Genomic DNA, 25,417 nt, shown 5'->3' on the forward strand with positions numbered 1-25,417 from the left:
TCTCCATGCTGGTCTAAACGGATCATTGGATGGGCTATCGGACTCCTTCAGGTGATCTTCGTCAACTGCGAAGGCAGGTCGGCCAGTGGTATGCTACGCGCCACTTTGCCTGCGCCCCTTTGCATCCGGGGTGCTCAGCCGTTTGACGTCAGCCTTAGGGATCTCTATGAATACCCGCACCGAGGCCGTAAAAGCCTACCTGCTCGATCTGCAAGACCGGATCTGCACTGCCCTGGAACTCGAAGATGGCAGCGCACACTTTGTCGAAGATGCCTGGACACGTCCTGCAGGTGGCGGTGGTCGCACGCGGGTCGTTGAAAATGGTGCTGTCATCGAAAAGGGCGGCGTCAACTTTTCTCATGTCTTTGGCAGCAACCTGCCGCCGTCGGCCAGTGCTCACCGGCCTGAGCTGGCGGGGCGTGGCTTCGAGGCTCTTGGGGTTTCGCTGGTAATCCACCCGCACAATCCGCATGTGCCGACTTCCCACGCCAACGTACGGTTCTTCATCGCTGAAAAAGAAGGCGAAGAGCCGGTCTGGTGGTTCGGTGGCGGTTTCGACCTGACGCCTTACTACGGCGTTGAAGAGGACTGCGTACACTGGCACCGTGTTGCCGAGCGTGCCTGTGCGCCGTTTGGCGATGACGTCTATCCCCGTTACAAAGCCTGGTGCGACAGCTACTTCCACCTCAAGCATCGCAATGAGCCGCGCGGTATTGGCGGTCTGTTCTTCGACGATGTGAATCACTGGGACTTCGACACCAGTTTCGCTTTCATCCGCGCTATTGGTGATGCCTACATCAATGCCTACCTGCCGATCGTGCGTCGCCGCAAGGCCACGGCTTATACCGTGCAACAGCGTGAGTTCCAGGAATTCCGACGTGGCCGTTACGTCGAGTTCAACCTGGTGTACGACCGTGGGACGCTGTTTGGCCTGCAATCGGGTGGCCGCACGGAATCGATCCTGATGTCCCTGCCTCCACAAGTGCGCTGGGGTTATGACTGGAAGGCCGCGCCGGGCAGCGAAGAAGCGCGCCTGACCGAGTACTTCCTGCAAGACCGGGATTGGCTGGCCGAATGACAGAGCCCTGGTTTCTGTAGGAGCGGATTTATCCGCGAATACTTTTTCGCGAATGAATTCGCTCCACAGTGCTGTACCGGGCGATAAATACATCAACAGGAACACAAATGGACCAGTACGTCGTATTCGGTAATCCCATCGGCCACAGCAAGTCCCCATTGATCCACAGCCTGTTCGCCAGCCAGACAGAACAGCAACTGGATTACCAGACCGCGCTGGCTCCGCTGGACGATTTCACGGCTTTCGCCCGACGCTTTTTCCAGACCGGGCGCGGGGCCAACGTGACCGTGCCGTTCAAGGAAGAGGCCTATCGTCTGGCCGACAGCCTGACCCTGCGTGCCGAGCGCGCAGGTGCGGTAAATACCCTGAGCAGACAGGCCGATGGCACCTTGCTGGGCGATAACACCGATGGCGCCGGGCTGGTGCGTGATCTGACAGTCAATTACGGTTTCAGTCTGCGCGGTCAACGTATCCTGTTGCTCGGTGCCGGCGGTGCTGTACGTGGTGCTCTGGAGCCGTTGCTCGCGCAGAACCCCGCCGCACTGGTGATCGCCAACCGTACGGTGGAAAAAGCCGAAAACCTGGCCCAGCTCTTTACCGACCTCGGCCCGGTGTTCGCCAGCGGTTACGACTGGCTGGAAGAGCCGGTGGACCTGATTATCAACGCCACCTCCGCCAGCCTGTCGGGTGAGTTGCCGCCGATTGCCTCCAGCCTGATCGAGGCGGGTCATACCTTCTGTTACGACATGATGTATGGCAAGGAGCCGACGGCATTCTGTCGCTGGGCGACCGAGCACGGTGCGGCACAGGCGGTGGACGGTCTGGGCATGCTTGTCGAACAGGCTGCCGAAGCCTTCTTGCTATGGCGCGGCGTGCGACCGGATTCAGCGCAGGTACTGGCTGAGATGCGGCGGCAGTTGGCGAGCGCCTAATCCTCGAACAGGATCGGGCATTTATCCGCGCCCTCCAGCTTTTGCAGCTCTTCGACGACCTGTTGCCGGGCGCGACGCAGGGTCAGGGTCCGGTCCTGCTTGAGCAGGCGTCGGGCTTCCTGATGAAGCATTTCAACGCCTGAATAGTCGATGAAGTTGATCTGTTGGGCATCGATCACCACGCGCTTGCCTTCGGTGCGCTGCAAGCGGGTTTGCAGGTAATGGCTGGCGCCGAAGAAAATCGACCCGCCGACGCGCATGATCTCTTCGTCACCTTCGCGCCATTGCTGCACCTTGGGTTGAGACGTGCGCTTGAGGTAGAAGAACAGCGAAGCCAGCACACCTGCATAGATTGCGGTCTGCAACTCCAGCAGCAGGGTCGCGACACAGGTCAGGGCCATCACGAAAAACTCGGAACGACTGACCCGAAACAACGCCGCGATACCGCGATGATCCACTAACCCCCAGCAGATCAACAGAATCGAGGCCGCCATGCCCGGAATCGGGATGTGGGCAATCAATGATGCCCCCGCGACCGCGAACAACATGACCCATAACGCCGAGAAAACGCCCGCCAATGGCGAGCGTGCCCCTGCTTCATAACTCAAGGCGGCACGGGTAAAGGAGCCGGCAGACAGATAGCCGGAGAACAGTGAGCCGACCATATTCGACAGGCCCTGAGCGCGCACTTCCTGGTTGGCGTTGATCAGTTGCTGGGAGCGTGCCGACAGCGAGCGGGCAATCGACAGACTGTTCACCAGGCCGAGCATACCCACTGCAACTGCAGTCGGCAGCAGCTTGAGGATCAGGTCCAGATCCAGTGGCAGCGGGCTGAACGGTGGCAGTTGCCCCGCGAAAGCCTTCACCACCTTCACCTGGCCAAACATTGCAGGCCACAACCAGACAAGCAGGCTGCTCGATACCAAGGCGATCAACAGTGTTGGCCAGCGCGGTACCAGATATTTCAGGGTAATGCCCAGCGCCAGAGTCAGCAGGCCCAGAATCAGCGAGGGCTTGTCGATCTCAGGGCTGTGTTCGAGGACTGCTGTCAGGCTGTTGAGAGCAGTGCTCTGACTGGGTAAATCGATTCCCGCCAGGTTCGGTATCTGTCCCAATGCAATCACGATGGCTGCGCCCAAAGTGAAACCCAGTACGACAGAGTGCGAGACAAAGTTCACCAGTGCGCCGAAGCGCATCATGCCCAGCAGCAACTGGAATGCCCCGGCTATGAATGTCAGCAACAGGATAAGCGTGATGTAGTCCTGGCTGGCAGGAACGGCCAAAGGACTGATGCTGGCATACAGCACGATGGAAATGGCGGCTGTCGGTCCGCATATCAAATGCCACGAAGAGCCCCACAGACAAGCGATCAGTACCGGAACGATGGCGGCGTAAAGACCATATTCGGGAGGCAGTCCTGCGATCAGCGCGTAAGCGATGGATTGTGGCAAGGCGAGGATGGCACCGCTCAGTCCTACCAGCGCATCACGGCCGACGCTGACGCGAGTCTGTTTGGGAAGCCAGGCGAGAAAAGGCAGGAATTTGTGGCGGTTGAGCCAACCCATGAAACCCTCGTCGATTGGTTAGCGGCAATTAAGGGTACACGGCCAGACCGCGCTTATGCACTCGCGAGCACATCCTGCGCCATTTGCACAAATGAATAAATAGAGCGAGGGAATGGGAGACCAGGCATGCGGGAGCGTGCCCGGATGCCTGGTCCTTGAGATAGGTGTGGAGTGCTGAATCAGTACCAGTTCGGATCTTTGCGCAACTGCTCTTTCAGCAGCTCTTGCATGCCTTCATCCGGTTTACCCAGAAAACGGTAGGTCGCATGGTTAGTAGGCGATTTGTCGGCCGGGAGTCCGGCAGGCACTTCGACCAGCATTGCATAGGCATCTTCCTTATCGAGGCTGAACGACACGATCAGGCGTTTGCTGCGACAGGTTTCAGCGGTTTCGCACAGTGTTCCGACGATATAGGGATCATGGTCCTCGGTGACGGCGGTCATCTGTTCGGAAGTACCGGAAAGATTGATGATCCAGTCGGGCAACCGTTCCTCTTTCTGTATGACCTTGGTCCATGTCTGACGGTACTCGGGCGCAGAACTCAACAGCTCATTGACCCGGGCCTGACCATCGTTGGCGGCTATTGCCATGGCACTGCCGCCCATCAACAGGGCGGCTGCCAGTGAGTGAAAAGATTTGCCCATTTCTCAGCCTCGACCGCGGCGCCCGAAGAAGAAAGACACGACGAACATGACCAGGAACACGATGAACAGAATCTTGGCGATGCCCGTTGCCGTGCCTGCGATACCGCCGAAGCCCAGTACGGCAGCGACAATGGCGATGATCAAGAACGTGATAGCCCAACTCAGCATGGTGATACTCCTTTTACAGCTATTTGAATTTGGAACGTTTCGTTCGGTTTGTCTGGATCAGAAGACCCATTTTTGCGGCGTTGCTACTTCATCGACAGACACCACGCCGTCAACAGGCTGGGGTCCGAGTCCAGTGATCTGGGCCGTCCGCGTCAGGTTTTGATAGGACGCGCTGACCTTGATGATTTGCTGCTGGGTCTGGGTCGCTTCGCGAGACTGATCCCAGCGCTGGAACTGTTGAACGGCAATCAGGGTAATGAGCAGGGCCAGCAGCAAGAACAGGCCTTGCTGTATGTGCAGGGATGAAATACGCAAATGGGCGATATGCTGGCTGTTCATCCCTAAACTCCGTTTACCTGAATGGTCTTGATGAATTTGGCTGGCCGTAAGATCCAACCTTGGGTGCAAGAGATAGTGCAGACTGCATGCCATTTTTTGCGTTTGAAATAAACTCAATTAAATCAATGGTTTGCTATGTTTTTAAAAAAACGGCAGCCAGCAAGCTGCACGATCCCCCCTTCACAGTCGTGCGTTCTGCACGAACCACCGCAGGCTTGTTCAGGGAGAGGAATCCGCGCCAATGCAGCTCGGTGGCTTCAGGTCGCCTCAGGCTGGAGACAGATAGCCAGAAAAATCAGCCGGTTAGCTAATGCACGAACAGATAGCTAACATGCATGTCACAGAATCAATCAGAATCAACCATGCAACTTGCCCGATGATTCCGAGACTAACCAAGATCATTTACTTAGGAGCGTAGGAAAAATGGAGACAGCCACTGAGAATCAGGGCCGTATTCTGCTAGTGGACGACGAGTCCGCAATCCTTCGCACGTTCCGGTACTGTCTGGAAGATGAGGGCTACAGTGTCGCCACTGCCAACAGTGCAGCGCAGGCCGACACATTGATGCAGCGTCAGGTGTTTGACCTGTGTTTTCTGGACCTGCGTCTGGGCGAAGACAACGGGTTGGAGGTCCTGGCGCAAATGCGTATCCAGGCACCATGGATGCGCGTAGTGATCGTTACCGCCCATTCGGCGGTCGACACGGCGGTCGATGCGATCCAGGCTGGCGCCGCCGATTACCTGGTCAAACCCTGCAGCCCGGATCAACTGCGCCTTGCCACTGCCAAGCAACTGGAAGTACGGCAGTTGTCTGCCCGTCTGGAAGCTTTGGAAGGCGAGATACGCCAGCCCAAGGACGGCCTTGATTCTCACAGCCCGTCGATGATGGCCATTCTGGAAACGGCGCGGCAGGTGGCCGTGACCGACGCCAACATTCTGATTCTGGGAGAGTCCGGCACTGGTAAAGGTGAATTGGCGCGCGCCATTCACGGCTGGAGCAAACGAGCCAAGAAATCCTGCGTCACCATCAACTGCCCTTCCCTGACGGCCGAGTTGATGGAAAGCGAGCTGTTCGGTCACAGCCGCGGTGCGTTTACCGGTGCCAGCGAAAGCACACTGGGCCGCGTCAATCAGGCCGATGGCGGAACATTGTTTCTCGACGAGATCGGCGATTTTCCACTGACTTTGCAGCCAAAGTTGCTGCGTTTCATCCAGGACAAGGAATACGAGCGTGTGGGTGACCCGGTCACCCGGCGTGCCGACGTGCGGATTCTGGCGGCCACCAACCTGAATCTGGAAGACATGGTGCGCGGCGGGCGCTTCCGTGAAGACCTTCTGTATCGTCTGAACGTGATTACCCTGCACCTTCCGGCATTGCGTGAGCGAAGCGAAGACATCATGACCCTGGCCGATCGGTTCCTGGCGCGCTTCGTCAAGGATTATGCCCGGCCGGCTCGCGGGTTCAGCGACGAAGCCCGTGCTGCGCTGCTCAACTACCGCTGGCCCGGCAATATCCGTGAGTTGCGTAACGTCATCGAGCGCGCGAGCATCATCTGCCCGCAGGAGCGAGTCGAAGTCAGTCACTTGGGCATGGCCGAAGTACCGACCAACAACGCCCCTCGCGTGGGCGCAGCCTTGAGCCTGGACGAACTGGAAAAGGCCCATATCGGCGCAGTCCTGGCGACCAGCGATACACTCGATCAGGCTGCGAAAACCCTGGGCATCGACTCTTCGACCCTTTATCGCAAACGCAAGCAGTACAACTTATGAGTTGTTCTGTATGAAACTGGCAATGAAGTTACGTACCCGTCTGTTTCTAAGCATCTCGGCCCTGATAACCGTTGCGCTACTTGGGTTGCTGCTTGGGCTGGTCAGCGTCATGCAAATGGCCAAGAGTCAGGAGTCCCTGATCCAGAGTAACTTCAGCAACCTCGAACTGGGCCTGAAGCTGCGTCAGAACCTCGGCGATCAATTGGTGATAATGATCAGCCCGTCACCTGACAAGCTCGCGCTGCAGAAGTATCAGGATCAGTTTCATGAACTGCTGGTCGAGGGCATGGAACGTGATTCGCAAAACAAGGTGCAGGGTCGCTTCGAGAAGACGAGTCAGTACTACCAGCGCTTCATTGATGCCTACCAGCGCTTTGAGGGCGACACGCGGGCAATGCATGACAACCCCGAGCTGCGAGGCAGCTTCGATGTCTTGCGCAACGACTTGCTGGATACCCACCGCCGGGCGCTGGAGAACATCAGTACTGCCGAAGCCTATTCCCGCGAGCGGGCGCTGTGGATCGCCGGGTTGCTTGGGCTGGTAGGCATTGCCGTGTTGTGTATCGGCTTCATCACTGCCCATGGTATCGCCCAGCGCTTTGGCGCCCCCATCGAGGCTCTGGCCAAGGCGGCGGACCATATCGGCCAGGGCAACTATGAAGTAACGCTGCCCATCTCCTCGGCAGCCGAAATGAACCTTCTGACCCGGCGCTTCGGCATCATGGCCGAGGCTTTGCGTCAGCATCAGGCCACCAATGTCGATGAGTTACTGGCCGGCCAGCAACGTCTGCAAGCGGTGCTCGACAGTATCGACGATGGCCTGCTGATGATCGACCGGCAAGGTCGCCTGGAGCACTTGAATCCCGTGGCTCAGCGCCAGCTTGGCTGGGACGAGAGCCGCCTTGGTCGCGGGCTTGGCGAAGCGCTTGAGCATCCAGAGCTGGATGAGCAGTTATTCCTGATCTTGCGTGGCGGGACTCTGGAGCATGCACCGGAAGACTTGAGCATCGATATCGAGGGCGAGTCCCGATTGCTGACCTACAGCCTGACCCCCGTCAGTCATACCAAAGGCCACATTCTCGGTGCAGTGATGGTGCTGCGCGATGTGACCGAGCAACGGGCTTTCGAGCGCGTGCGCAGCGAGTTCGTCCTGCGTGCTTCTCATGAGCTGCGCACGCCGGTGACCGGCATTCATATGGCGTTCGGGCTTTTGCAGGAGCGTCTGCATTTTGCGGCAGAGTCCCGCGAAGCGGACCTGCTCAATACCATCACCGAAGAAATGCAGCGCCTGATGCAACTGATCAACGACCTGCTGAATTTCTCGCGTTATCAGAACGGTCTGCAAAAACTCAAGCTTGCCCCCTGCCCTATCAAGCACTTGCTTGAAGAAGCCAGAGGCCGTTTCGAGGAGCAAGCCCGGGAACACAACATCACCTTGATGCTGGACATTCAGGAACCAGTCCCACATCTGCATGCCGATCAGACGCAACTGGAACGGGTGCTGGACAACCTGCTGGACAACGCATTGCGCCATACCCCTGAAAACGGCCTGATCCGCTTACAGGCCCGCCGTCATGGCGAGCGTGCAATCATCAGCATCGAAGACAATGGCGAAGGCATTCCTTACGGGCAACAAGGCCGAATCTTCGAGCCCTTCGTACAGGTTGGCCGCAAGAAAGGTGGCGCCGGTCTTGGGTTGGCACTGTGCAAGGAAATCGTGCAACTGCACGGTGGGCGCATGGGCGTCTATTCACGGCCAGGACAGGGGACGCAGTTTTATATGGCGTTGCCGCTCTAGAGGGTTGTGGAGGGGCATTCAACCAATCGTTGAATGGAGAGCAACTGTTTGCTAAGCTTTTGATCGTCAGCACAGACCGGAACCTTCTTCGGAAGGGGTGTTGATTTCGGGGTGAAAACCCTCCTAGCCAGTGAGCGGGATAGGCGAAAGCCGAAAGAACAGGCCGATATAGAGATTCACAAAAAGCCCTGATACGAAAGTATTGGGGCTTTTTGCTTTACACAGATTCCCCTTTATTCCTTTTCTCCAGAATGAAGCGCACGTTGAATGGTTTGCCTCTGGGCAGAGAGTGTCGGCCCCATTGGTCGACCTCGTATGCAGAGATCACATGCAGCTTCAATCGGTTGACTGAGCCCTGTGGCTTTGTGATTGAAAAGAATATTGCGTAGTCATGCAGATCAAGGCAGAAGTAGCGCTGTCCACTTTTCTTGCTGTTATGCGGCACAGCAAGCCCCTCAAAAAAACGGCGATCAATGTAGTCACGCAATTGGCTGCTGTAGTGATAGCGCGCAAGGCAAAAATAGCGATGCTCACGCTTGTAATAAAGCTGCTTGCCGTTGCCCTTGTCATCTGTGAAGCAATGAAATCCAAATTCAAAATGAATGGTGACCTGCTCTCCAGCAATGTCATATACCCGCTCGAATGGCTGCAAATGCGCCAGACTGTAAGTTGTTCCATTGATTATCAGATCATTCCATTCCATTGCATTGCGAGAGAGCCAGACACCTCAAAGATCGAGATTGTACCAGTCAGCCCACTTACAAGATTCTGCTGGCAATTTGATTAAGAACTGTAAGCACAGCAGCGTAGCGTGTCGTTGAAATGGTCGTTGTCTTCACGCCACATCATCCTTGCGTCGCCCAGTCCCTCTTCGGCCACCCGTGACCAGTTCGCAGAACTTGGTGGGAGTCAAAGGGCGGGCGAAGAGCCAGCCCTGGCCGTAGACCACGCCTTCGCTCTTGAGCAGATGGGCCTGGGACTCGAACTCGATCCCTTCAGCGATTACGCGCAATTGCAGTGCGTGAGCCATGCGGATGATATGGGGGGCGACGCCGCTGCTGGCGGCGTCGTGCCCTAATGCATCGATGAAGGCCTTGTCGATTTTCAGGCAGTCCACCGGCAAGGTCTGCAGGTAGGCCAGGCTGCAATAGCCGGTGCCGAAGTCATCGATCAGGATCTGGTGGCCACGGTCGCGCAGCAGTTGCAGGTGGTTGCGCGCCACGACCACGTCGATCAGGCCGCGCTCGGTCACTTCAAACGCGATCTGGCGGGCGGCAACCTTGTGCAGGGCCAGCAATCTGGCGGCTACGCGGCCAATGCGCGGGGCGATGACATCGCAGGCGGCCAGGTTTATCGAGACGTATAGATGCGGGTTGGCGCGCAATAGCGGCCCGAGTTTTTCCAGTGACTGCTGTAAGACAAAATCGGTGATCTGCCGAATCTGCCCGGTATTTTCAGCCAACGGGATGAACAGGTCCGGGCTGGTCAGCGTGCCGTCCGGCCTGCGCCAGCGCACCAAGGCTTCGGCGCCGACGCACAAGCGGGTTTCGAGGTTGAAAATGGGCTGGTAGAGGACTTTCAATTCCCCGCGCCGCAACGCCCCCGAGAGTTCGGCCCCCAGGGATTTGCGCTGTTGCATCAATTGCAGGACCAGCGCTGCAATGCACAAGGACATCAACAGGCTGGCCGGTACCAGTAACCACCAGGCTCCCGTGATTTTTTCCTGCAAGTCGATACGCGGTGTTATCAGCACCAACTGGTATTCCGGGCTTTGGGTGGGCATGCGGTAAATCAGTTGGGTCTGTGCCGTAATGAGCGTTGTATCGCTGTTCGGCAACCAGTCCGGCACGGGAGGCCAGGCTTGTGCAGGCCCCAGCACCGGTATCGCTCGGGTGCCGTTATCGAGCACCACCAGCAGGCTGCCTCCAGCCGGAAGATCGACCACATCCGTCAAATGGCCGCGTGAAGTCGAAACCCGAAAATCCCCACGCCCAAGCACCAGTGCGGCCAGGTTGTCGTCCGGCTGGGCCGAGGTATTGAGCCAATAATCGTAGGTCGGGCCACGAATGTCAGGTGGCCGAGGTTCGTCGAGCACCTTGGGACGTGGCCAGCTGGAGCAACTGCGCGCGCCCCCGACATAAGCGGCTTCATAAATGAAGCGGTTGCTGGAAATGACCTCACGCAAGCGCCCGACCATTTCCGGGCTGCAACGCCTTAGTGGCTGGTGTTCCAGCTGATCCAGCCCTGCACGCAACTGACCGAAAAGCTGCTCCAGTCGAATCAGGAAGCGCTCGCCCTGAGCGTTCATTTGCAGGCTTTCGTTCTGCCGTGCCTGATGCATCGCCAGCCCGAAGCTGCCGAACAAAAATACAGCCGCGCTTAGCAAGGCTGCCAGCAACGCCAGCAACCAAGGGTGGGAAAGGTGAATGCGAAAGCGCGTTTGCGCGATGAGCATCAGTGGATATCCGAGTGGAATATCCCTCAGGTATAGCAACAAGCGCGCAAATAGCTTGGTAAAGAACGCAGCCCTGAAGGCTGATCTAGTCGGCCCGGTTGAGCACCTGCAAGATGGCCGCGCTCTGAATGTCCGGTTGGCCGTCGAAGCGCTCTGGACGGTAATGCATCTGGAAGGCAGCGAGAACGTGGCGTGTAGCGGTGTCCAGCTCACCGGTCTGAGGAGTGGTGTAACCCAGGCGTGCCAATTGTTGCTGGAACCAGGTGATGCTTGGCAGGTTATTCATCATCTGCGCCTGACGCTGGGCGACCAGCCGTTCGTCCGGCCAGATGCCTATGCCTTCATGTGCCAGTCGTTTCCAGGGAAACAGCGGGCCTGGGTCCAGTTTACGCATCGGTGCGATATCGCTGTGCCCAATGATGTGCCTGGGGTCGATATTGTTGCGTTTGATGATGTCCTTGAGCAGTACGGTGATCGCCTGAATCTGGCTTTCGGTGTACGGGTACCAGAGGCGTCCCGTGGGTGTATCCGTGTAGCCGGGATTGACGATTTCAATGCCGATGGAGCTTGAGTTGAGCCAGGTACGGCCTTCCCATTCACTTTCTCCGGCATGCCAGGCGCGTGCGCTTTCATCGACCAGTTTGTAGATCGTTGCCGGATTGTCGTCGCCGATCAGGTAGTGGCTGCTGACCTCGCCATGGGTCAGCAACTCCAGCGAGCGCTCAAGCGAGGCGGAGGTGTAATGCATGATGACGTACTGGACCCGGCCGTCATGGTTGACCGAGGGATGGCTGGTGTCGAGCTTTGGCCCGCTGGAGCAGGCAGTCAGGACCAGAAGGAGAAATGCAGTGAAAATCAGCTTCATGGAAATCGGATTACGTCGGCAGCAAATGCAACATCATAACAAAGCGCGGCAAAATTGCTTCATCCGTGAAGCGCCGATGGATTCCAGATGTTTCATTCATCCCTGCTCGACACGATTTCTGCCGTTTTCCTTGGCGCGATACAACGCCTGATCGGCCCGTTTGAGGGCGACATCGCTACGTTCGCCGGTCCGGAAGGCGGTCACGCCCATGGATACCGTGATCGTCACCCGCTCACCCTTGAAGTGAAACGGACAAAGCTCGACGGCAGCCCGCAGTTCATCAAGCAGTGTCAAAGCCGTCGTGACATGGGTGGCCGGCATGAGCATGACGAACTCTTCGCCACCGAAGCGCGCCAGGAAGTCTGTGGGGCGCATGCGTTTTCTCAGCACACTGGCAACGATCTTCAGCACCTTGTCACCGGCCAGGTGACCATAGCCATCGTTGATTCGCTTGAAGTGATCCAGATCCAGTATGCAGACCAGCAGGCTGGTCTTGTCCTGTTGCCACTGCGCCATTTCCCGTTCAAGCCGTTCTCCCCAGGCCGCACGGTTGGGCAGGGTTGTAAGCGGGTCGATCAGTGCTTTTTGCCGTTGCTCTTCCAGGTGCGTCCTGAAGCCCAGAGCTTCCTGTTCCATGCTGGCGACACGGGCGGCCAGGCCTTGCAGTCGCGAGGCGACTTCCTGTTCGCGATCATCCCGTTTGCGCTGGTAGTGATCCATTGTGCTGAGCAGGCCTTCCAGCCGGTTGTCGAGCACTTGCTTGAGGCTGTTCAGGTCGGAGGCGTCCTGGACACTGCTCTGCAAGCCGCCGACCTGTTCACGCAATTGCTCGTTCAGGTCACGTGCGGTGGACTGGTTCTCGGCATGGTCTTCACTGGCAGCCTGCAAATGGCTCTGAAACGACTCCAGTCGTTCGTTGAGCTGCTTGAGATAGGTCCCGAACTCCTGTTGGCCGCCGTTATTGATCGCCAGCATCAGAATGGCAAGATCGTCGAGGATCGGCAGCAGTTCGTACCAGTTAAGCCCGTGTTTGAGGCGTGACTGCATGTCTTCGACTTGCGGGCGATGATGCTCGGACAAGGTCAGGTCCTTGAGCAACCCCAGCAAGGTCTCTTCGATATGAGCGGCCACCGAGCTGTAGCTCGGCTCCGGAGAGTAAGGCAGGGAATAGTTCGGGTCCCCTTCACCGGCCTCTTGCTCATCGGTCGGCTCATCATCCGGTGACTCGTCAGCTTCTGCGCTGTCGCTCTCGGCGAGTGCCTGCACAACCGGCACATGCTCGTAGGGAACAGAGGGCGTAGGCGTAACCAGCTCTTGCGGGGGAACCGGAACCGGTGCGGGTGCCGCTTTCTCGGCGGGCGCGGGCGGGACGGTTGCCACTTCAACGGGTTGCGGCGTTTCAACTACTGGCTCAACCACAGGAGTGGGAGCGGGAGTCTCTACGTGCTGTTGCTCGACTTTGGGAGCTTCAGCCTCAACCTTTGGTGCTGGTGCTGGTGCTGGTGCTGGTGCTGGTGCTGGTGCTGGTGCTGGTGCTGGCTGCGCAGGTTGGGCCGGTGTCGGTACGGTCGCTGCGTTTGGCTCGTTAACGCTTTCAGGCTCAGGCTCAGGTTCGGCAGCGGCAGGTGTAGCCGCATTGGCTGGCTGAGCGTTTTCCGGGCCATGAGCCGCATCGCTCGATTCCTCACGGGTGCCGAACAGACGTTGAAGGATTCCGGGACGAGGTCCCTCTTCATGTTTTTCAAGCAGGGTCAGCGCCTTGCCCTGCAAGCCGCTTAGCTCACTCAGCAGCAAGGGTAATTCCCGGGCCTGGGAGGCGCGGTCTTCGAGGTCCTTGGCAAACCGTTTGAGCGGCTTGCGCACTTCCCGAGGCAGCGGCAAGGCTTGCAGTTGGGTCACCAGCGCACCCAGAGCGTTGCTGATCTGCCCTACCCTGATTTCACGACGCTGCTCGGAATCCAGCACGGCCTTTTCAAGGCGTGGTATCAGGGCTGCCAGACCCGCATCCATGTCGTCCTTGCGCACGATTTCGCGCATTTCCTTCATGCATTCGTCGACAGAGCGGTCCGTACCTTCCGCCGCGAGACTACTGCGTACAAGGCCTCGGCGCAGCAAGTCGAGCCTGGCGTTCCAGCGCTCTGCGAGCCTGTCCTGCTGCTCGATACCCTTGAGATACTTCTCTTTCCAGCGCTCGGCTTCTTCGCTCATTCAAGGGGTCTACCAGAGAGCACGGGTAGCGAATCACCACACAGCGAAGCCGGCAGGCGAATCTCTACAGCAACGGGCAGGTGATCGGAAATGGGTTGCGCCAGTACCTGAACACGTTCAAGCGTCAGTGTCGGGCTGAGTAAAATATGATCAAGGCAGCGTTGCGGCCGCCAACTGGGAAAGGTTGCCTCGACCTGCGGTGCCAGAAGGCCGAGATCGCGCAGTGGCGAATGCTCCAGCAAGTCGTTGGCATGGGTATTCATGTCGCCCATCAGTACCTGATGGCGATAACCGCCAATCAGTTCACGGATATAGGCCAGTTGCCGTGTTCGAGTACGCGGACCCAAGGCCAGATGCATCATGACCACCACCAGCGCGTCCTCGCCTTCCCCGAAACGGACAAGAATAGCACCGCGTCCGGCAGGCCCAGGCAATGGATGGTCTTCGATCTTGCCGGGACGCAGACGGCTGAGAACGCCGTTGCTGTGTTGTCCCAGACGCCCCAGGTTGCGATTGAGCTGCTGATACCAGTAGGGGAAGGAACCGAGATGAGCCAGATGCTCGACCTGGTTGATGAAGCCTGAACGCAGGCTGCCGCCATCGGCCTCCTGCAATGCCACCAGATCGAAATCGTTGAGCAGGTCGCCAATCTTTTGCAGATTGCCTGCCCGTCCGCCGTGTGGCAGCAGATGCTGCCAGCCGCGCGTCAGGTAATGCCGGTAACGCTCTGTGCTGATACCGACCTGAATATTGAAGCTGAGCAACCGAAGCCTGCCATCGGCTGGCAACCCGCTTTGCAGCAGATGATGTTCGTTGACCTGCGGATCATGCAGGCCAACGACTCGCTCCGTGCCCTTGCCCCAGCGGCGCATGGCGGGCTGCTCTTACTTGCTTGCCTTGCCGGCCGCTCGCTCCTTGGCGATCAGCTGGTCAGCAACCTGCAAGGTCGCTTCCGGGCCACCGGAGCTGCCCAGATCGAAACGGTATTTACCGTTAACGATCATGGTCGGTACGCCGGTCACTTCGTACTTCTTGGCCAGTTCCTTGTACTGGGCGATCTTGCCCTTCACCGCGAAGGAGTTGAAGGTCTCGAGGAACTTGGCTTTGTCGATGCCTTGGGTGGCAACGAAGTCAGCCATGTCTTCTGGTTTGAGCAGAGGCTTGCGGTCTTTCTGGATGGCGTCGAATACCGCTGCGTGAACCTTGTGCTCTACGCCCATGGTGTCCAGGGTGATGAACAGCTGGCCGTGGGCATCCCAGGCGCCGCCGAACATGGCAGGGATGCGTACGAAGTGAACGTCTTCGGGCAGTTTTTCAACCCATGGGTTGATGGTCGGCTCGAACGCATAGCAATGCGGGCAGCCATACCAGAACAATTCCACAACTTCGATCTTGCCTGGCTCGGAAACAGGCACAGCGCTGGCCAATTCAACATATTGCTTACCAGCTTCGATGGGGGTGGCAGCCTGAGCGGACATACCGAACAGGCTGGCAGCAACCAGAGCGGCGCTGATGATCAGATTACGCATGCTTTACTCCTGGGCAGATTGAGTCGCCTTCAAACGACGGGTTTTTCGACCGGTCACCAAGGCTTGAGTTCTTAGTGTAACGCTGGCGATCAAAAAAAAGGGTGGCCCGGGCCACCCTTTTTGCTTGTGCCATGAAGCACGTCACGCCTGACCCTCTGGATTCTCTGCCCGAATGCTCGCGTATCGATCAGTGCAGGCCCTGGATATATTGGGCCAGAGCCTCGATATCCTTGTTGCTCAGCTTGGCAGCGATGGAGCGCATGACCATGGTGTCGCCATCATTGACGCGATCGCCTTCGCGGAAGGCGGTCAATTGTTTCTTGATGTAATCGGCGTGCTGACCACCCAGGTGCGGGAAGCCGGCCGAGACGTTGCCTGTACCATCAGGAGAGTGACAACCGGTGCAGGCAGGCATGCCCTGATCCAGCTTGCCGCCACGGAACAAGGCTTCGCCACGGGCGACCAGATTGGGATCAGCCGCGCCGACGCTGCCTTTCTGGCTGGCGTAATAGGCGGAGATGTCTGCAAGATCCTGATCATTGAGCGGTGTCAGCAGCCCGGTCATTTCAAGAACCGTGCGCTTGCCATCCTTGATTTCGTGCAATTGCTTGAGCAGGTAACGCTCGCCCTGGCCTGCCAGTTTCGGGAAGTTGGGAGCCAGGCTGTTGCCATCCGGTCCATGGCAGGCGCCACATACGGCCGTCTTTGCCTGACCGGCGGCCGCATCACCGGTGACGTCGGCGGCCTGGGTTGTTCCACAGATGCCAAGCGTCAACAGCAGACTCACGAATAATTTGTTCATCAGGTAATCCAGATCGGCTAATGGTGAAAAGTTAGGTAGCAGGTGATTTGCTCATCTCCAGGATGACGGTTCGCAAATGCTGACTACTGCGGTCCTTGCACATTTCACGCGCGGCATTGTTACGATCCTGGCAAAAGGGGCTCCAAAGTCCTCTTGCGCAGTAAAAACCTTTCAGGTTGAAAGCGGACTGCGTTCTAATGCGCATATTAGTTCTCGCTTCAGTGTTCTTCCCTCGATGCACCCGGGAATTCACACACAAAATTTGCGGCATTATATACTCGCGCTACCCAAACGGAAACGACACCTCTTGCCGCACCCCTTGCAGGCAAGGCCTTCACCGGAAATCACATGCAACTCAAGAACCCCATCCTCGGCCTGTGCCAACAGTCCACGTTCATGCTCAGTGCCGCCAAGGTCGATCAGTGCCCTGATGACGAAGGCTATGAAGTCGCGTTTGCCGGGCGTTCCAACGCGGGCAAGTCGAGCGCACTCAATACGCTGACCCACGCCAGCCTGGCACGCACCTCGAAAACGCCGGGGCGCACGCAACTGCTGAACTTCTTCAAACTGGATGAAGACCGTCGTCTGGTGGACCTGCCCGGTTACGGCTACGCCAAAGTGCCGATTCCGCTCAAACAGCACTGGCAGCGCCACCTGGAAGCCTATCTGGGCAGTCGCGAAAGCCTGAAAGGCCTGATCCTGATGATGGACATCCGTCATCCAATGACCGACTTCGACATCCTGATGCTGGATTGGGCAATCGCCAGCCAGATGCCGATGCATGTCCTGCTGACCAAGGCCGACAAGCTGACCTACGGCGCAGCAAAGAACACGCTGCTCAAGGTTCAGTCACAGATCCGCAAGGGCTGGGGCGAGGCTGTCACGATCCAGTTGTTCTCGGCCCCAAAGCGTATGGGCCTGGAAGAAGCCTATACCGTTCTGGCCGACTGGATGGAACTGGAAGACAAAGCGCCTGCCGGGGGGTAAATCGCAGGCAAAAAAAACCCCGGACTTCATATGGGGAGGGGGGAAGTTCGGGGTTCAAGGTCCAGACCCTTAGGGCGGGATCCGGATATCTGCCAACACTTAACACAACTAGGAGCATGACGGGTTTTTCAACCAATCGAGTTCTCTGACTGACGGTTGGCCGGTTAAGTTCCCGGCCAGCCGAAAAGTTCATGTTGGCGCGACGATCAGTGCGCCTCGTCCCAGTTGTTGCCCACGCCCACTTCAACCAGCAATGGCACGGCCAATTGCGCAGCGCCGCTCATGTGCGGACGAATCTGCTCGCTGATCTGCTCGACCAGATCCTCGCGCACTTCCAGTACCAGTTCGTCGTGAACCTGCAGGATGACGCGGGCATCAAGGTCCGACTCTTCCAGCCAGCTGTTCACTGCAACCATGGCTTTCTTGATGATATCGGCGGCTGTGCCTTGCATCGGTGCGTTGATCGCTGTGCGTTCGGCTCCGGCGCGTTTCATGCCGTTGTCGGAGTTGATGTCCGGCAGGTAGAGCCGACGTCCGAAGAATGTTTCGACGTAGCCCTGCTCCTTGGCTTTCTCGCGAGTGCGTTCCATGTATTCCCGCACGCCTGGGTAGCGAGCGAAGTAACGCTCGATATACGCCTTGGCCTGCTTGCCATCGACGCCGATCTGCCGGGCCAGGCCCGATGCGCCCATACCGTAGATCAGCCCGAAATTGATCGCCTTGGCGCTGCGGCGCTGATCGTTGGTGACCTGATCCAGTTCGACCCCGAAAACTTCGGCCGCCGTCGCACGGTGTACGTCCAGACCGTTGCGGAAGGCATCCAGCAGTCCTTCATCGCTGGCCAGATGCGCCATGATCCGCAATTCGATCTGCGAGTAGTCCGCTGCCAGCAGTTTGTAGCCCGGCTGGGCAATGAACGCCTGACGAATCCTGCGTCCTTCTGCGGTACGCACCGGGATGTTCTGCAGGTTGGGCTCGCTGGACGAGAATCGTCCCGTTGCAGCGCCCGCCTGGTTATAGGACGTGTGAACGCGCCCGGTTCTTGGGTTGACTTGTCCTGGCAGGCTGTCGGTGTAGGTGCTTTTCAGCTTGCTGATCGAGCGGTACTGCAACAGCAAGGTGGGTAACTCAGCGCCCTGCTCCAGCTCGGACAGCTTGATCAGCACATCTTCGGACGTGGACGGTTTGCCGGTGGGTGTCTTGCCCAGAACAGGCAGGTTCAGTTTTTCATAGAGGATTTTCCCGAGTTGAGTCGGTGAACCCAGGTTGAACTCCTCACCCGCAACTGCGAAAGCCTGACGCTCCAGCTCGACCATGGTGTTGCCCAGCTCGACGCTTTGAATGCCGAGCAGGTTGGCATCCACTTTTGCACCTTCGCGTTCGATCTTCGCCAGTACCGGCACCAGTGGCATTTCGATTTCGGTCAGTACGCGACGCAGCTCTGGGGCAGCGTCCAGCTTTTCAATCAGGGTCTGATGCAGGCGCAAGGTCACGTCAGCATCTTCAGCGGCATACGGGCCGGCCTGCTCCAGAGCTATCTGGTCGAACGTCAGCTGCTTTTTGCCCTTGCCGGCAATGTCTTCAAAGCTGGTGGTCTGGTGGCCGAGATATTTCTTGGCCAGGCTGTCCATGTCATGGGCGGTCGCTACGGAATTCAGCACATAGGACTCAAGCATGGTGTCGAAGGCAACGCCCTGGACGGTAATGCCATTTTCCTGATCACCACCAATGGCACAGTTGGCCAGAATGTTCATGTCGAACTTGGCGTTTTGCCCGACCTTCAGGATGGCCGGGTCTTCCAGCAGCGGCTTGAGCGCCAGCAGCACGGTGTCGCGGTCCAGTTGGTCCGGCACGCCCATGTAGGAATGGGTCAGCGGAATGTAGGCGGCTTCACCGGCCTTGACCGCAAAGGAAAGGCCCACCAGTTGCGCCTTCTGCGCATCCAGCCCGGTGGTTTCGGTATCGAAGGCGATCAGTTTGGCGGTGCGCAGTTTTTCCAGCCAGACGTCGAAGAGTTCCTGAGTGAGGACCGTGACATAGTCCAGCTTGATCTCGGAAACCACTTCTTCCTTGACGATTTCCACGCCTGCGCGCTTGGCTTGCCGTTGCAGATCCTCAAGCCAGCTCTTGAATTCCAGCTCGGTGTAAAGCTCCGTGAGCTTTTCCAGATCTGGCTCACCCACCTGCAAGTCGTCGAGAGTGATGTCCAGTGGCACATCGACCTTGATGGTCGCCAGTTCATAGGACAGAAACGCCATGGCACGGTGCTCTTCAAGCTTGGGTGCCAGGGTCTTGGCTCCCCGGAACGCCATGCCCGCCACCGAGTCGAGATTTTCATACAGCTCTTTCAAGCCACCGCCCACACCGACCAGCAGGCCTACGGCTGTCTTTTCACCGACGCCGGGAACACCGGGGATGTTGTCGACTTTATCGCCCATCAACGCCAGATAATCGATGATGTGCTCAGGGCCGACACCAAACTTCTCTTTAACGCCAGAGACATCCAGCACGCTACCGGTCATCGTATTGACCAGCGTAATGTGCCCATCGACCAGTTGCGCCATGTCCTTGTCGCCGGTGGAGATGATGACCGGTCGATCCGCCGCCGCGCTGCTGCGCGCCAGGGTGCCGATCACGTCGTCGGCTTCGACACCTTCCACGCACAACAGCGGGTAACCCATGCCTTTGACGCAGGCATGCAGCAGATCGACCTGTACGCGCAGATCATCCGGCATGCTCGGACGGTTGGCTTTGTACTCGGCGAACAGTTCGTCCCGGAAAGTCCCGCCTTTGGCATCGAAAACCACCGCGAACGGGCTTTTCGGGTATTGCCGGCGCAGGCTCTTGAGCATGTTCAGCACGCCCTTGACCGCACCCGTCGGCAAACCTTTGGACGTGGTGAGAGGTGGCAGCGCATGAAAGGCGCGGTACAGGTAAGAAGAACCGTCCACCAGGACGAGGGGCGCTTGGCTCATGAGCAGAATCAACCTTTTCGGCGGGGTCGGCGCTAGAATGCGAGGACCATTGACGACAAAGGGACAAGGTTATCATGCGCACGGCAAATCGACTGTTGTTGGCTGGGCTGTTGGTGTTTTGTCCCCTGGTGGTTGCAGCCGAGGATTCTCCTGCGGACGCTCCAGACGTTACCATTCGCACCGACGGCGACAAGACCATTCAGGAGTACCGCCAGAACGGCTTTCTTTATGCGGTGAAAATCACGCCCAAGAACGGGAAACCTTATTTTCTGGTGCGCGCCGATGGTACGAGTCCCAATTTCATCCGTTCGGACCAACCGGACATGCTGATTCCTCAATGGGAAATATTCAGCTGGTAACACCCTAAATTCACTTAATTTTGCTGGCAGTCCTGATATGTCCGTTTTTACCCCACTGGCTCGGCCCGAGCTGGAAACATTTCTTGCCCCGTACGGGCTCGGCCGTTTGCTCGACTTTCAAGGCATTGCCGCAGGTAGTGAAAACACCAATTACTTCATCAGCCTGGAACAGGGCGAATTCGTCCTGACCCTCGTTGAGCGTGGCCCGATTCAGGATTTGCCGTTCTTCATCGAACTGCTGGACGTACTGCACGACGCCGACTTGCCGGTGCCTTACGCCCTGCGCACTACTGACGGCCAAGCGCTGCGTGAGCTGGCGGAAAAGCCGGCGCTGCTGCAACCGCGTTTACCGGGCAAGCACATCAGCGAGCCCAACACTCAGCATTGCGTGCAGATCGGCGAGCTGCTGGGCAACCTGCATCTGGCGACACGTGCCAATGTTCTGGAGCGCAAGACCGATCGTGGCCTGGACTGGATGCTCAGCGAGGGCAGGAATTTCCTTTCGCACCTGGACGAGCCGCAAAGAACACTGCTGGAAAACGTCTTGCAGGAAATCGAAGAGCTCAAGCCGCAGATCATGGCGCTGCCTCGCGCCAACCTGCACGCTGACCTGTTCCGTGACAATGCCCTGTTTGAAGGTACGCACCTGACCGGGCTGATCGACTTCTACAACGCCTGCTCCGGCCCGATGCTGTATGACCTGGCCATTGCGTTGAACGACTGGTGCTCGCTGGAAGGCGGTCAGATCGACCCGGTACGCGCCAGAGCTTTGCTGGGCGCTTACGCCGCCTTGCGGCCGTTTACGGCGGCTGAAACGAAACTCTGGGCAACCATGCTGCGCGTGGGATGCGTACGTTTCTGGCTGTCACGCCTGATTGCGGCTGAGTCCTTTGCCGGACAGGACGTGCTGATCCATGACCCGGCAGAGTTCGAGAAGCGTCTGGCACAGCGACAGGATGTTCATCTGTCGTTGCCGTTTGCCTTGTAAACGGGCTTTTCGCGAATGAATTTGCTCCCACCAAAAAACACAACATCATGAATTAAATGAAATTTCCGTAGGAGCGAATTTATTCGCGAAGCAAGCTACAAACCTTCCAGGCACCCCGCCAGATCATCACCCAGCTTCTGCAATACCTGCTCGTATCCCTGAGCAGTGGCTGGCGTGTAGCCGCCCAGCGCATCCAGTTCAGCCAGTTTCACCGGCAAGCCCGCTGTCAGGGTTTCGGCCAGGCGCGGGCGCAAGGGTGGCTCACTGAACACACAGGTCTTGCCCACTTCCTTCAAACGCTCGCGCATGGCTGCGACATGCTGGGCACCCGGCTGGATCTCTGCTGCGACGCTGAACACGCCGGTGTGCTTGAGCCCATAAGCCTCTTCAAAGTAATCAAAGGCTTCATGGAAGACGAAATACGGCTTGCCTGCCACAGCGCTGACGCGGCTTTTGATCCGGGTATCCAGCGCATCGAGACGCTTGGCGAAGGCTTCGGCATTGCTCTTGTAGCGAGCGGCGTTTTCCGGATCGGCGGTACCGAGGTCGGTAGCCATCTTCGCGGCAATCACCCTGGCGTTGAACGAGGACAGCCACAAATGCGAGTCCAGGCTGCCCGGCCGGTGATCGTGGTCGTGCTCGTCTGCACCATGACTATGGTCATGATCGTGATCGTCATGTGACGCATTGTCTGCCTCGAAATGACGCAAATGCATGCCGGGCAAGGACTGCACGGCAACGGCAGGCAGCTTGCGGCCCTGAATGACACGCGGCAGGAAACTCTCCATGTCCGGGCCGATCCAGTAGAACAGTTCGACCTCGTTCAGACGCCGTACGTCGGATGGACGCAAGGCATAGTGATGCGGTGATGCTCCGGGCGGCAACAGCACCTCTGGTGTACCCACGCCATCCTGTACAGCCGCTGCAATCAACTGCAGGGGCTTGATGCTGGTCAGGACCCGAACCTCTGCCTGGACGGGGGCAACAGCCAGCCAACTGGCCGACAAAACGACAAAAAGGTTAAAAAGACGGCGCACTTGGACCACTCATATAAGACAGGAACGGGTAACATAATAACGTCTCTAGCAAATATCGTCGCCGCTCATGCCTATTACACCGCTGGCCAGCCGTCCTCATGATCACTCTCATTGCGTGCATTCTGCGCTCACAGAAGCCGATGCGCTGTGCGCCAGCAAAGGTCTGCGCCTGACGACTTTGCGTCGTCGCGTGTTGGAACTGGTCTGGCAAAGCCACAAGCCGCTGGGTGCCTACGACATTCTTGCCGTGTTGAGCGACGAAGACGGCCGTCGCGCCGCGCCGCCAACCGTCTACCGGGCGCTGGATTTCCTGCTGGAAAACGGCCTGGTCCACCGGATCGCATCCCTCAACGCCTTTACCGGCTGCAATCACCCGACTCACGCGCATCAGGGCCAGTTCCTGATCTGCCGCGAGTGCCACGCCGCCATTGAACTGCAGCATGCTTCCATCAGCGATGCCGTGATCAATGCTGCCAAAGAAGTCGGTTTTCAGGTTGAAGGCCAGACCGTCGAAATCGTCGGCATCTGTTCCGGCTGCAAGGCCGCCTGATGAGTAATGCGTTGATTCGCCTGGAGCAGGTTGGCGTCACGCTTGCCGGGCAAAACGTTCTGCACAACATTCAGTTGAATGTTCGCCCCGGCGAAATCGTCACCCTGATCGGCCCCAACGGCGCAGGCAAGACGACGCTGGTGCGTGCCGTGCTGGGGCTGCTCAAGCCCGATGCCGGGACGGTCTGGCGCAAGCCCGGCTTGCGAGTGGGCTACATGCCGCAAAAGCTGCATGTGGACCAGACTCTGCCGCTCTCGGTGCTGCGCTTTCTGCGTCTGGTGCCGGGTGTGGATCGGGCGGCCGCGCTGGCAGCACTACAGGAAGTCGGTGCCGAAAAAGTCATCGACAGCCCGCTTCAGGGTATTTCCGGCGGTGAGATGCAGCGCGTCCTGCTGGCCCGTGCCTTGTTGCGCGAGCCTGAGCTACTGGTTCTCGACGAACCGGTGCAGGGCGTCGATGTGGCAGGTCAGGCCGAGCTGTACAGCCTGATAACCCGTTTGCGTGATCGTCACGGTTGCGGCGTGCTGATGGTTTCCCATGACCTGCATCTGGTGATGAGCACCACCGATCAGGTGGTGTGCCTGAATCGCCATGTCTGCTGCTCCGGCCATCCTGAACAGGTCAGCAACGATCCGGCGTTCGTCGAACTGTTCGGCAAGAACGCACAAAGCCTGGCGATCTATCACCACCATCACGACCACGCCCATGACCTGCATGGCGAAGTCGTGAGTGGCGATGCAGCGCCTGCATCCCCTATTCACACCCATGTCCACGGAGACAACTGCAAGCATGGCTGATTTTCTACTCTACGCCTTGCTCGCAGGTCTGGCCCTGGCAGTGGTCGCGGGGCCTCTCGGGTCGTTCGTGGTCTGGCGGCGCATGGCGTATTTTGGCGACACCCTTTCCCATGCCGCCCTGCTTGGCGTGGCGCTGGGTTTTCTGCTGGACGTCAGCCCGACGATTGCCGTGACCGTCGGTTGCCTGCTGCTGGCGATTCTGCTGGTCACCCTGCAACAGCGCCAGCCGCTGGCCTCGGACACGCTGCTGGGGATTCTTGCTCCGAGCACCTTGTCACTCGGGCTGGTGGTCCTGAGCTTCATGCATGAAGTGCGTATCGACCTGATGGCTTACCTGTTCGGTGACCTGTTGGCGATCAGCCCGACGGATCTGGCCTGGATTCTGGGTGGTAGCGCACTGGTTCTGGTGCTGATCGTCTGCCTGTGGCGACCGCTGCTGGCGGTAACCGTGCATGAGGAACTGGCCAGGGTCGAAGGCCTGCCGGTGGCCTCGTTGCGCATGACGCTGATGCTGCTGATTGCCGTGGTGATTGCCGTCGCAATGAAAATCGTCGGGGTTCTGCTGATCACTTCGTTGTTGATCATTCCCGCCGCTGCGGCACAGCGTCACGCCCGTTCGCCAGAACAAATGGCACTGGGCGCAAGCGTGCTGGGCGTGACGGCTGTGTGTATTGGGCTATCGTTGTCATGGTTCAAGGACACCCCGGCAGGACCGTCTATTGTGGTATCCGCTGCGGCACTGTTCTTGCTCAGCTTTGTTCTCCCCAAGCGAGCGGTGTAGACTTGCTCGTTTTTTGCGCAACTTAGAGAATCGCAGGAATGAAGCCGCTCGCCTCCCGTTATCTGCTGCTTGTCGCATTTTCCATCCTGTTGGGTGCCTGCCAGAGTGCCCCAACCGTTGAAACACCTGTGGCCGAAGCAAAGCCAGACGGGTTTGCACAGCTTGAGCAAAGCATTACCAGCAATGAATTGGCGACTGCTGAAGACCAGTTGACGGCTCTGCAAGCTGCGGCGCCTACCGATATCCGGCTGGAGCCCTTTCAGCGTCGGCTGGCGGAAGCCTATTTGAGTCGTAGCCAGATCGGTTTGCAGAAGGGCGACATGAATGCTGCCGCCGCTGCATTGAGTCGTGCCCGTGCGCTGATGCCCAAGGCTCCGGCGCTCACCAGCGGCGTCAATGGCGCCATCGCTCATGCCCGCAAGGCCGAGCTGGACAAGGCCGAAGCCGAACTGCGCGCTGCCGAAGCCAGACGCATTGCGAAACTGATCGACCCGGCAGCCGACAGCACCACCATCGATCTCAAGATCGGCGATATGCCGCAATTACGTCGCCAACTGGATGCGATTGCCTCGGATACCGTGGCATTCAATTGCGAAGTGCTGTTGCAGGTTCCTCGCACCGATGACTACCCATGGCTGGCAACATTGCTGACCAAGCGCGTGGTCAAGATCAATCCTGATTTCGAGCTGGAACTGCGCCGTCAGATCGAGCGTAATGAGTCAGCGCAGATTGTCTTGACGCCGGCCAGGCCTATTCGCGAATGAATTGGCCCCTACAGATGTAGGAGCCA

General features: G+C 58.2%; 24 protein-coding genes. 11 read left to right on the forward strand and 13 right to left on the reverse strand.

Annotated elements, in window-relative coordinates; genetic code table 11:
- Positions 1–166: 166 nt before the first annotated feature.
- Positions 167–1,078: an oxygen-dependent coproporphyrinogen oxidase gene (gene hemF / locus JL015_RS20060; RefSeq protein WP_201000859.1), complete on the forward strand. Its 912-nt coding sequence runs from the start codon at positions 167–169 to the stop codon at positions 1,076–1,078.
- A 107-nt stretch (positions 1,079–1,185) separates the two neighbouring features.
- Entirely contained in the window at positions 1,186–2,010 is an 825-nt protein-coding gene (aroE, locus tag JL015_RS20065) for a shikimate dehydrogenase (RefSeq protein ID WP_201019677.1), read from the forward strand.
- Here aroE and JL015_RS20070 read toward each other — a convergent pair.
- The 4 genes from JL015_RS20070 to JL015_RS20085 all read right to left on the reverse strand — a co-directional run bounded on the left by JL015_RS20070 (position 2,007) and on the right by JL015_RS20085 (position 4,726).
- Positions 2,007–3,575 (reverse strand): SulP family inorganic anion transporter, encoded by a 1,569-nt coding sequence (locus JL015_RS20070; protein ID WP_201019678.1) that lies wholly within the window; start codon positions 3,573–3,575, stop codon positions 2,007–2,009. The genes aroE and JL015_RS20070 overlap by 4 nt on opposite strands.
- Before the next feature lie 179 nt (positions 3,576–3,754).
- Positions 3,755–4,219, reverse strand: a complete 465-nt coding sequence (locus tag JL015_RS20075; protein ID WP_201000865.1) for an inhibitor of vertebrate lysozyme family protein — start codon at positions 4,217–4,219, stop codon at positions 3,755–3,757.
- Between the two features lie 3 nt (positions 4,220–4,222).
- Positions 4,223–4,387 (reverse strand): DUF1328 domain-containing protein, encoded by a 165-nt coding sequence (locus JL015_RS20080; RefSeq protein ID WP_025257796.1) that lies wholly within the window; start codon positions 4,385–4,387, stop codon positions 4,223–4,225.
- Between the two features lie 57 nt (positions 4,388–4,444).
- Complete coding sequence (locus tag JL015_RS20085) at positions 4,445–4,726, reverse strand: hypothetical protein (protein WP_201019679.1); 282 nt, start codon at positions 4,724–4,726, stop codon at positions 4,445–4,447.
- 423 nt (positions 4,727–5,149) lie between these two features.
- On the opposite strand from JL015_RS20085, the gene algB reads away from it, so the two are divergent.
- Together algB and JL015_RS20095 are read left to right on the forward strand one after the other, a co-directional pair.
- Positions 5,150–6,496, forward strand: coding sequence for a sigma-54-dependent response regulator transcription factor AlgB (gene algB / locus JL015_RS20090; protein WP_201000867.1), 1,347 nt, complete (start codon positions 5,150–5,152; stop codon positions 6,494–6,496).
- Positions 6,497–6,506: 10 nt separating this feature from the next.
- Entirely contained in the window at positions 6,507–8,294 is a 1,788-nt protein-coding gene (locus JL015_RS20095; RefSeq protein ID WP_201019680.1) for a KinB sensor domain-containing domain, read from the forward strand.
- Between the two features lie 217 nt (positions 8,295–8,511).
- Here JL015_RS20095 and JL015_RS20100 read toward each other — a convergent pair whose 3' ends face one another.
- The 7 genes from JL015_RS20100 to JL015_RS20130 all read right to left on the reverse strand — a co-directional run bounded on the left by JL015_RS20100 (position 8,512) and on the right by JL015_RS20130 (position 16,153).
- Positions 8,512–8,997 carry a hypothetical protein gene (locus tag JL015_RS20100; protein ID WP_236250243.1) on the reverse strand — a complete coding sequence of 162 codons (486 nt, stop codon included), beginning with the start codon at positions 8,995–8,997 and terminating at the stop codon, positions 8,512–8,514.
- A 132-nt stretch (positions 8,998–9,129) separates the two neighbouring features.
- Positions 9,130–10,749, reverse strand: a complete 1,620-nt coding sequence (locus tag JL015_RS20105) for an EAL domain-containing protein (RefSeq protein ID WP_201019681.1) — start codon at positions 10,747–10,749, stop codon at positions 9,130–9,132.
- 85 nt (positions 10,750–10,834) lie between these two features.
- Complete coding sequence (locus JL015_RS20110) at positions 10,835–11,614, reverse strand: N-acetylmuramoyl-L-alanine amidase (RefSeq protein ID WP_201000870.1); 780 nt, start codon at positions 11,612–11,614, stop codon at positions 10,835–10,837.
- A gap of 96 nt (positions 11,615–11,710) precedes the next feature.
- On the reverse strand, positions 11,711–13,822 hold the full coding sequence (locus JL015_RS20115) for a GGDEF domain-containing protein (RefSeq protein ID WP_201019682.1): 2,112 nt from the start codon (positions 13,820–13,822) through the stop codon (positions 11,711–11,713).
- On the reverse strand, positions 13,819–14,694 hold the full coding sequence (locus tag JL015_RS20120; RefSeq protein WP_201000874.1) for an endonuclease/exonuclease/phosphatase family protein: 876 nt from the start codon (positions 14,692–14,694) through the stop codon (positions 13,819–13,821). The genes JL015_RS20115 and JL015_RS20120 overlap by 4 nt, the downstream gene beginning before the upstream one ends.
- 12 nt (positions 14,695–14,706) lie before the next feature.
- The gene (locus tag JL015_RS20125) at positions 14,707–15,351 is read right to left on the reverse strand and encodes a thiol:disulfide interchange protein DsbA/DsbL (RefSeq protein ID WP_201019683.1); all 645 of its coding nucleotides are present in this window, start codon (positions 15,349–15,351) and stop codon (positions 14,707–14,709) included.
- A 187-nt stretch (positions 15,352–15,538) separates the two neighbouring features.
- Entirely contained in the window at positions 15,539–16,153 is a 615-nt protein-coding gene (locus JL015_RS20130) for a c-type cytochrome (RefSeq protein ID WP_201000878.1), read from the reverse strand.
- A gap of 348 nt (positions 16,154–16,501) precedes the next feature.
- On the opposite strand from JL015_RS20130, the gene yihA reads away from it, so the two are divergent.
- On the forward strand, positions 16,502–17,140 hold the full coding sequence (gene yihA / locus JL015_RS20135; protein WP_201019684.1) for a ribosome biogenesis GTP-binding protein YihA/YsxC: 639 nt from the start codon (positions 16,502–16,504) through the stop codon (positions 17,138–17,140).
- A gap of 206 nt (positions 17,141–17,346) precedes the next feature.
- On the opposite strand, the gene polA is transcribed toward yihA, so the two are convergent.
- On the reverse strand, positions 17,347–20,115 hold the full coding sequence (gene polA / locus JL015_RS20140) for a DNA polymerase I (RefSeq protein ID WP_201019685.1): 2,769 nt from the start codon (positions 20,113–20,115) through the stop codon (positions 17,347–17,349).
- A gap of 74 nt (positions 20,116–20,189) precedes the next feature.
- On the opposite strand from polA, the gene JL015_RS20145 reads away from it, so the two are divergent.
- Positions 20,190–20,474, forward strand: a complete 285-nt coding sequence (locus tag JL015_RS20145) for a DUF2782 domain-containing protein (RefSeq protein WP_201000884.1) — start codon at positions 20,190–20,192, stop codon at positions 20,472–20,474.
- A 37-nt stretch (positions 20,475–20,511) separates the two neighbouring features.
- Positions 20,512–21,462, forward strand: a complete 951-nt coding sequence (locus JL015_RS20150) for a homoserine kinase (RefSeq protein WP_201019686.1) — start codon at positions 20,512–20,514, stop codon at positions 21,460–21,462.
- Between the two features lie 95 nt (positions 21,463–21,557).
- Here JL015_RS20150 and znuA read toward each other — a convergent pair whose 3' ends face one another.
- Positions 21,558–22,499: a zinc ABC transporter substrate-binding protein ZnuA gene (gene znuA / locus JL015_RS20155; RefSeq protein ID WP_201019687.1), complete on the reverse strand. Its 942-nt coding sequence runs from the start codon at positions 22,497–22,499 to the stop codon at positions 21,558–21,560.
- Between the two features lie 67 nt (positions 22,500–22,566).
- Between znuA and JL015_RS20160 the strand changes: the two genes are divergently transcribed.
- The 4 genes from JL015_RS20160 to JL015_RS20175 are packed head-to-tail and all read left to right on the forward strand — an operon-like array spanning position 22,567 to position 25,391.
- Positions 22,567–23,049, forward strand: a complete 483-nt coding sequence (locus JL015_RS20160; RefSeq protein WP_025257811.1) for a Fur family transcriptional regulator — start codon at positions 22,567–22,569, stop codon at positions 23,047–23,049.
- A complete protein-coding gene (znuC, locus tag JL015_RS20165; protein WP_201000889.1) occupies positions 23,049–23,846 on the forward strand; it encodes a zinc ABC transporter ATP-binding protein ZnuC in 798 nt (265 codons plus the stop codon). Before JL015_RS20160 ends, znuC begins: the two co-directional genes overlap by 1 nt.
- Positions 23,839–24,627, forward strand: a complete 789-nt coding sequence (gene znuB / locus JL015_RS20170; RefSeq protein WP_201019688.1) for a zinc ABC transporter permease subunit ZnuB — start codon at positions 23,839–23,841, stop codon at positions 24,625–24,627. The genes znuC and znuB overlap by 8 nt, the downstream gene beginning before the upstream one ends.
- A 38-nt stretch (positions 24,628–24,665) precedes the next feature.
- A complete protein-coding gene (locus JL015_RS20175; protein WP_201019689.1) occupies positions 24,666–25,391 on the forward strand; it encodes a PA5502 family lipoprotein in 726 nt (241 codons plus the stop codon).
- Positions 25,392–25,417: the final 26 nt, after the last annotated feature.

The sequence above is a fragment of the Pseudomonas cichorii genome, from assembly GCF_015471405.1.
GTDB classification, from domain to species: Bacteria; Pseudomonadota; Gammaproteobacteria; order Pseudomonadales; family Pseudomonadaceae; genus Aquipseudomonas; species Aquipseudomonas serbiensis.

What these genes read in the sequence shown, in the direction of transcription:
- JL015_RS20095 (WP_201019680.1), top strand. Translation starts at nt 6,507, where the DNA reads ATGAAACTGGCAATGAAGTTACGTACCCGTCTGTTTCTAAGCATCTCG.
- JL015_RS20125 (WP_201019683.1), bottom strand. Translation starts at nt 15,351, where the DNA reads ATGCGTAATCTGATCATCAGCGCCGCTCTGGTTGCTGCCAGCCTGTTC.
- JL015_RS20085 (WP_201019679.1), bottom strand. Translation starts at nt 4,726, where the DNA reads ATGAACAGCCAGCATATCGCCCATTTGCGTATTTCATCCCTGCACATA.
- JL015_RS20175 (WP_201019689.1), top strand. Translation starts at nt 24,666, where the DNA reads ATGAAGCCGCTCGCCTCCCGTTATCTGCTGCTTGTCGCATTTTCCATC.
- JL015_RS20080 (WP_025257796.1), bottom strand. Translation starts at nt 4,387, where the DNA reads ATGCTGAGTTGGGCTATCACGTTCTTGATCATCGCCATTGTCGCTGCC.
- JL015_RS20105 (WP_201019681.1), bottom strand. Translation starts at nt 10,749, where the DNA reads ATGCTCATCGCGCAAACGCGCTTTCGCATTCACCTTTCCCACCCTTGG.
- JL015_RS20115 (WP_201019682.1), bottom strand. Translation starts at nt 13,822, where the DNA reads ATGAGCGAAGAAGCCGAGCGCTGGAAAGAGAAGTATCTCAAGGGTATC.
- znuB (WP_201019688.1), top strand. Translation starts at nt 23,839, where the DNA reads ATGGCTGATTTTCTACTCTACGCCTTGCTCGCAGGTCTGGCCCTGGCA.
- JL015_RS20070 (WP_201019678.1), bottom strand. Translation starts at nt 3,575, where the DNA reads ATGGGTTGGCTCAACCGCCACAAATTCCTGCCTTTTCTCGCCTGGCTT.
- JL015_RS20120 (WP_201000874.1), bottom strand. Translation starts at nt 14,694, where the DNA reads ATGCGCCGCTGGGGCAAGGGCACGGAGCGAGTCGTTGGCCTGCATGAT.
- aroE (WP_201019677.1), top strand. Translation starts at nt 1,186, where the DNA reads ATGGACCAGTACGTCGTATTCGGTAATCCCATCGGCCACAGCAAGTCC.
- hemF (WP_201000859.1), top strand. Translation starts at nt 167, where the DNA reads ATGAATACCCGCACCGAGGCCGTAAAAGCCTACCTGCTCGATCTGCAA.
- JL015_RS20150 (WP_201019686.1), top strand. Translation starts at nt 20,512, where the DNA reads ATGTCCGTTTTTACCCCACTGGCTCGGCCCGAGCTGGAAACATTTCTT.
- JL015_RS20130 (WP_201000878.1), bottom strand. Translation starts at nt 16,153, where the DNA reads ATGAACAAATTATTCGTGAGTCTGCTGTTGACGCTTGGCATCTGTGGA.
- yihA (WP_201019684.1), top strand. Translation starts at nt 16,502, where the DNA reads ATGCAACTCAAGAACCCCATCCTCGGCCTGTGCCAACAGTCCACGTTC.
- znuC (WP_201000889.1), top strand. Translation starts at nt 23,049, where the DNA reads ATGAGTAATGCGTTGATTCGCCTGGAGCAGGTTGGCGTCACGCTTGCC.
- JL015_RS20100 (WP_236250243.1), bottom strand. Translation starts at nt 8,997, where the DNA reads ATGGAATGGAATGATCTGATAATCAATGGAACAACTTACAGTCTGGCG.
- JL015_RS20075 (WP_201000865.1), bottom strand. Translation starts at nt 4,219, where the DNA reads ATGGGCAAATCTTTTCACTCACTGGCAGCCGCCCTGTTGATGGGCGGC.
- JL015_RS20145 (WP_201000884.1), top strand. Translation starts at nt 20,190, where the DNA reads ATGCGCACGGCAAATCGACTGTTGTTGGCTGGGCTGTTGGTGTTTTGT.
- JL015_RS20110 (WP_201000870.1), bottom strand. Translation starts at nt 11,614, where the DNA reads ATGAAGCTGATTTTCACTGCATTTCTCCTTCTGGTCCTGACTGCCTGC.
- algB (WP_201000867.1), top strand. Translation starts at nt 5,150, where the DNA reads ATGGAGACAGCCACTGAGAATCAGGGCCGTATTCTGCTAGTGGACGAC.
- polA (WP_201019685.1), bottom strand. Translation starts at nt 20,115, where the DNA reads ATGAGCCAAGCGCCCCTCGTCCTGGTGGACGGTTCTTCTTACCTGTAC.
- JL015_RS20160 (WP_025257811.1), top strand. Translation starts at nt 22,567, where the DNA reads ATGCCTATTACACCGCTGGCCAGCCGTCCTCATGATCACTCTCATTGC.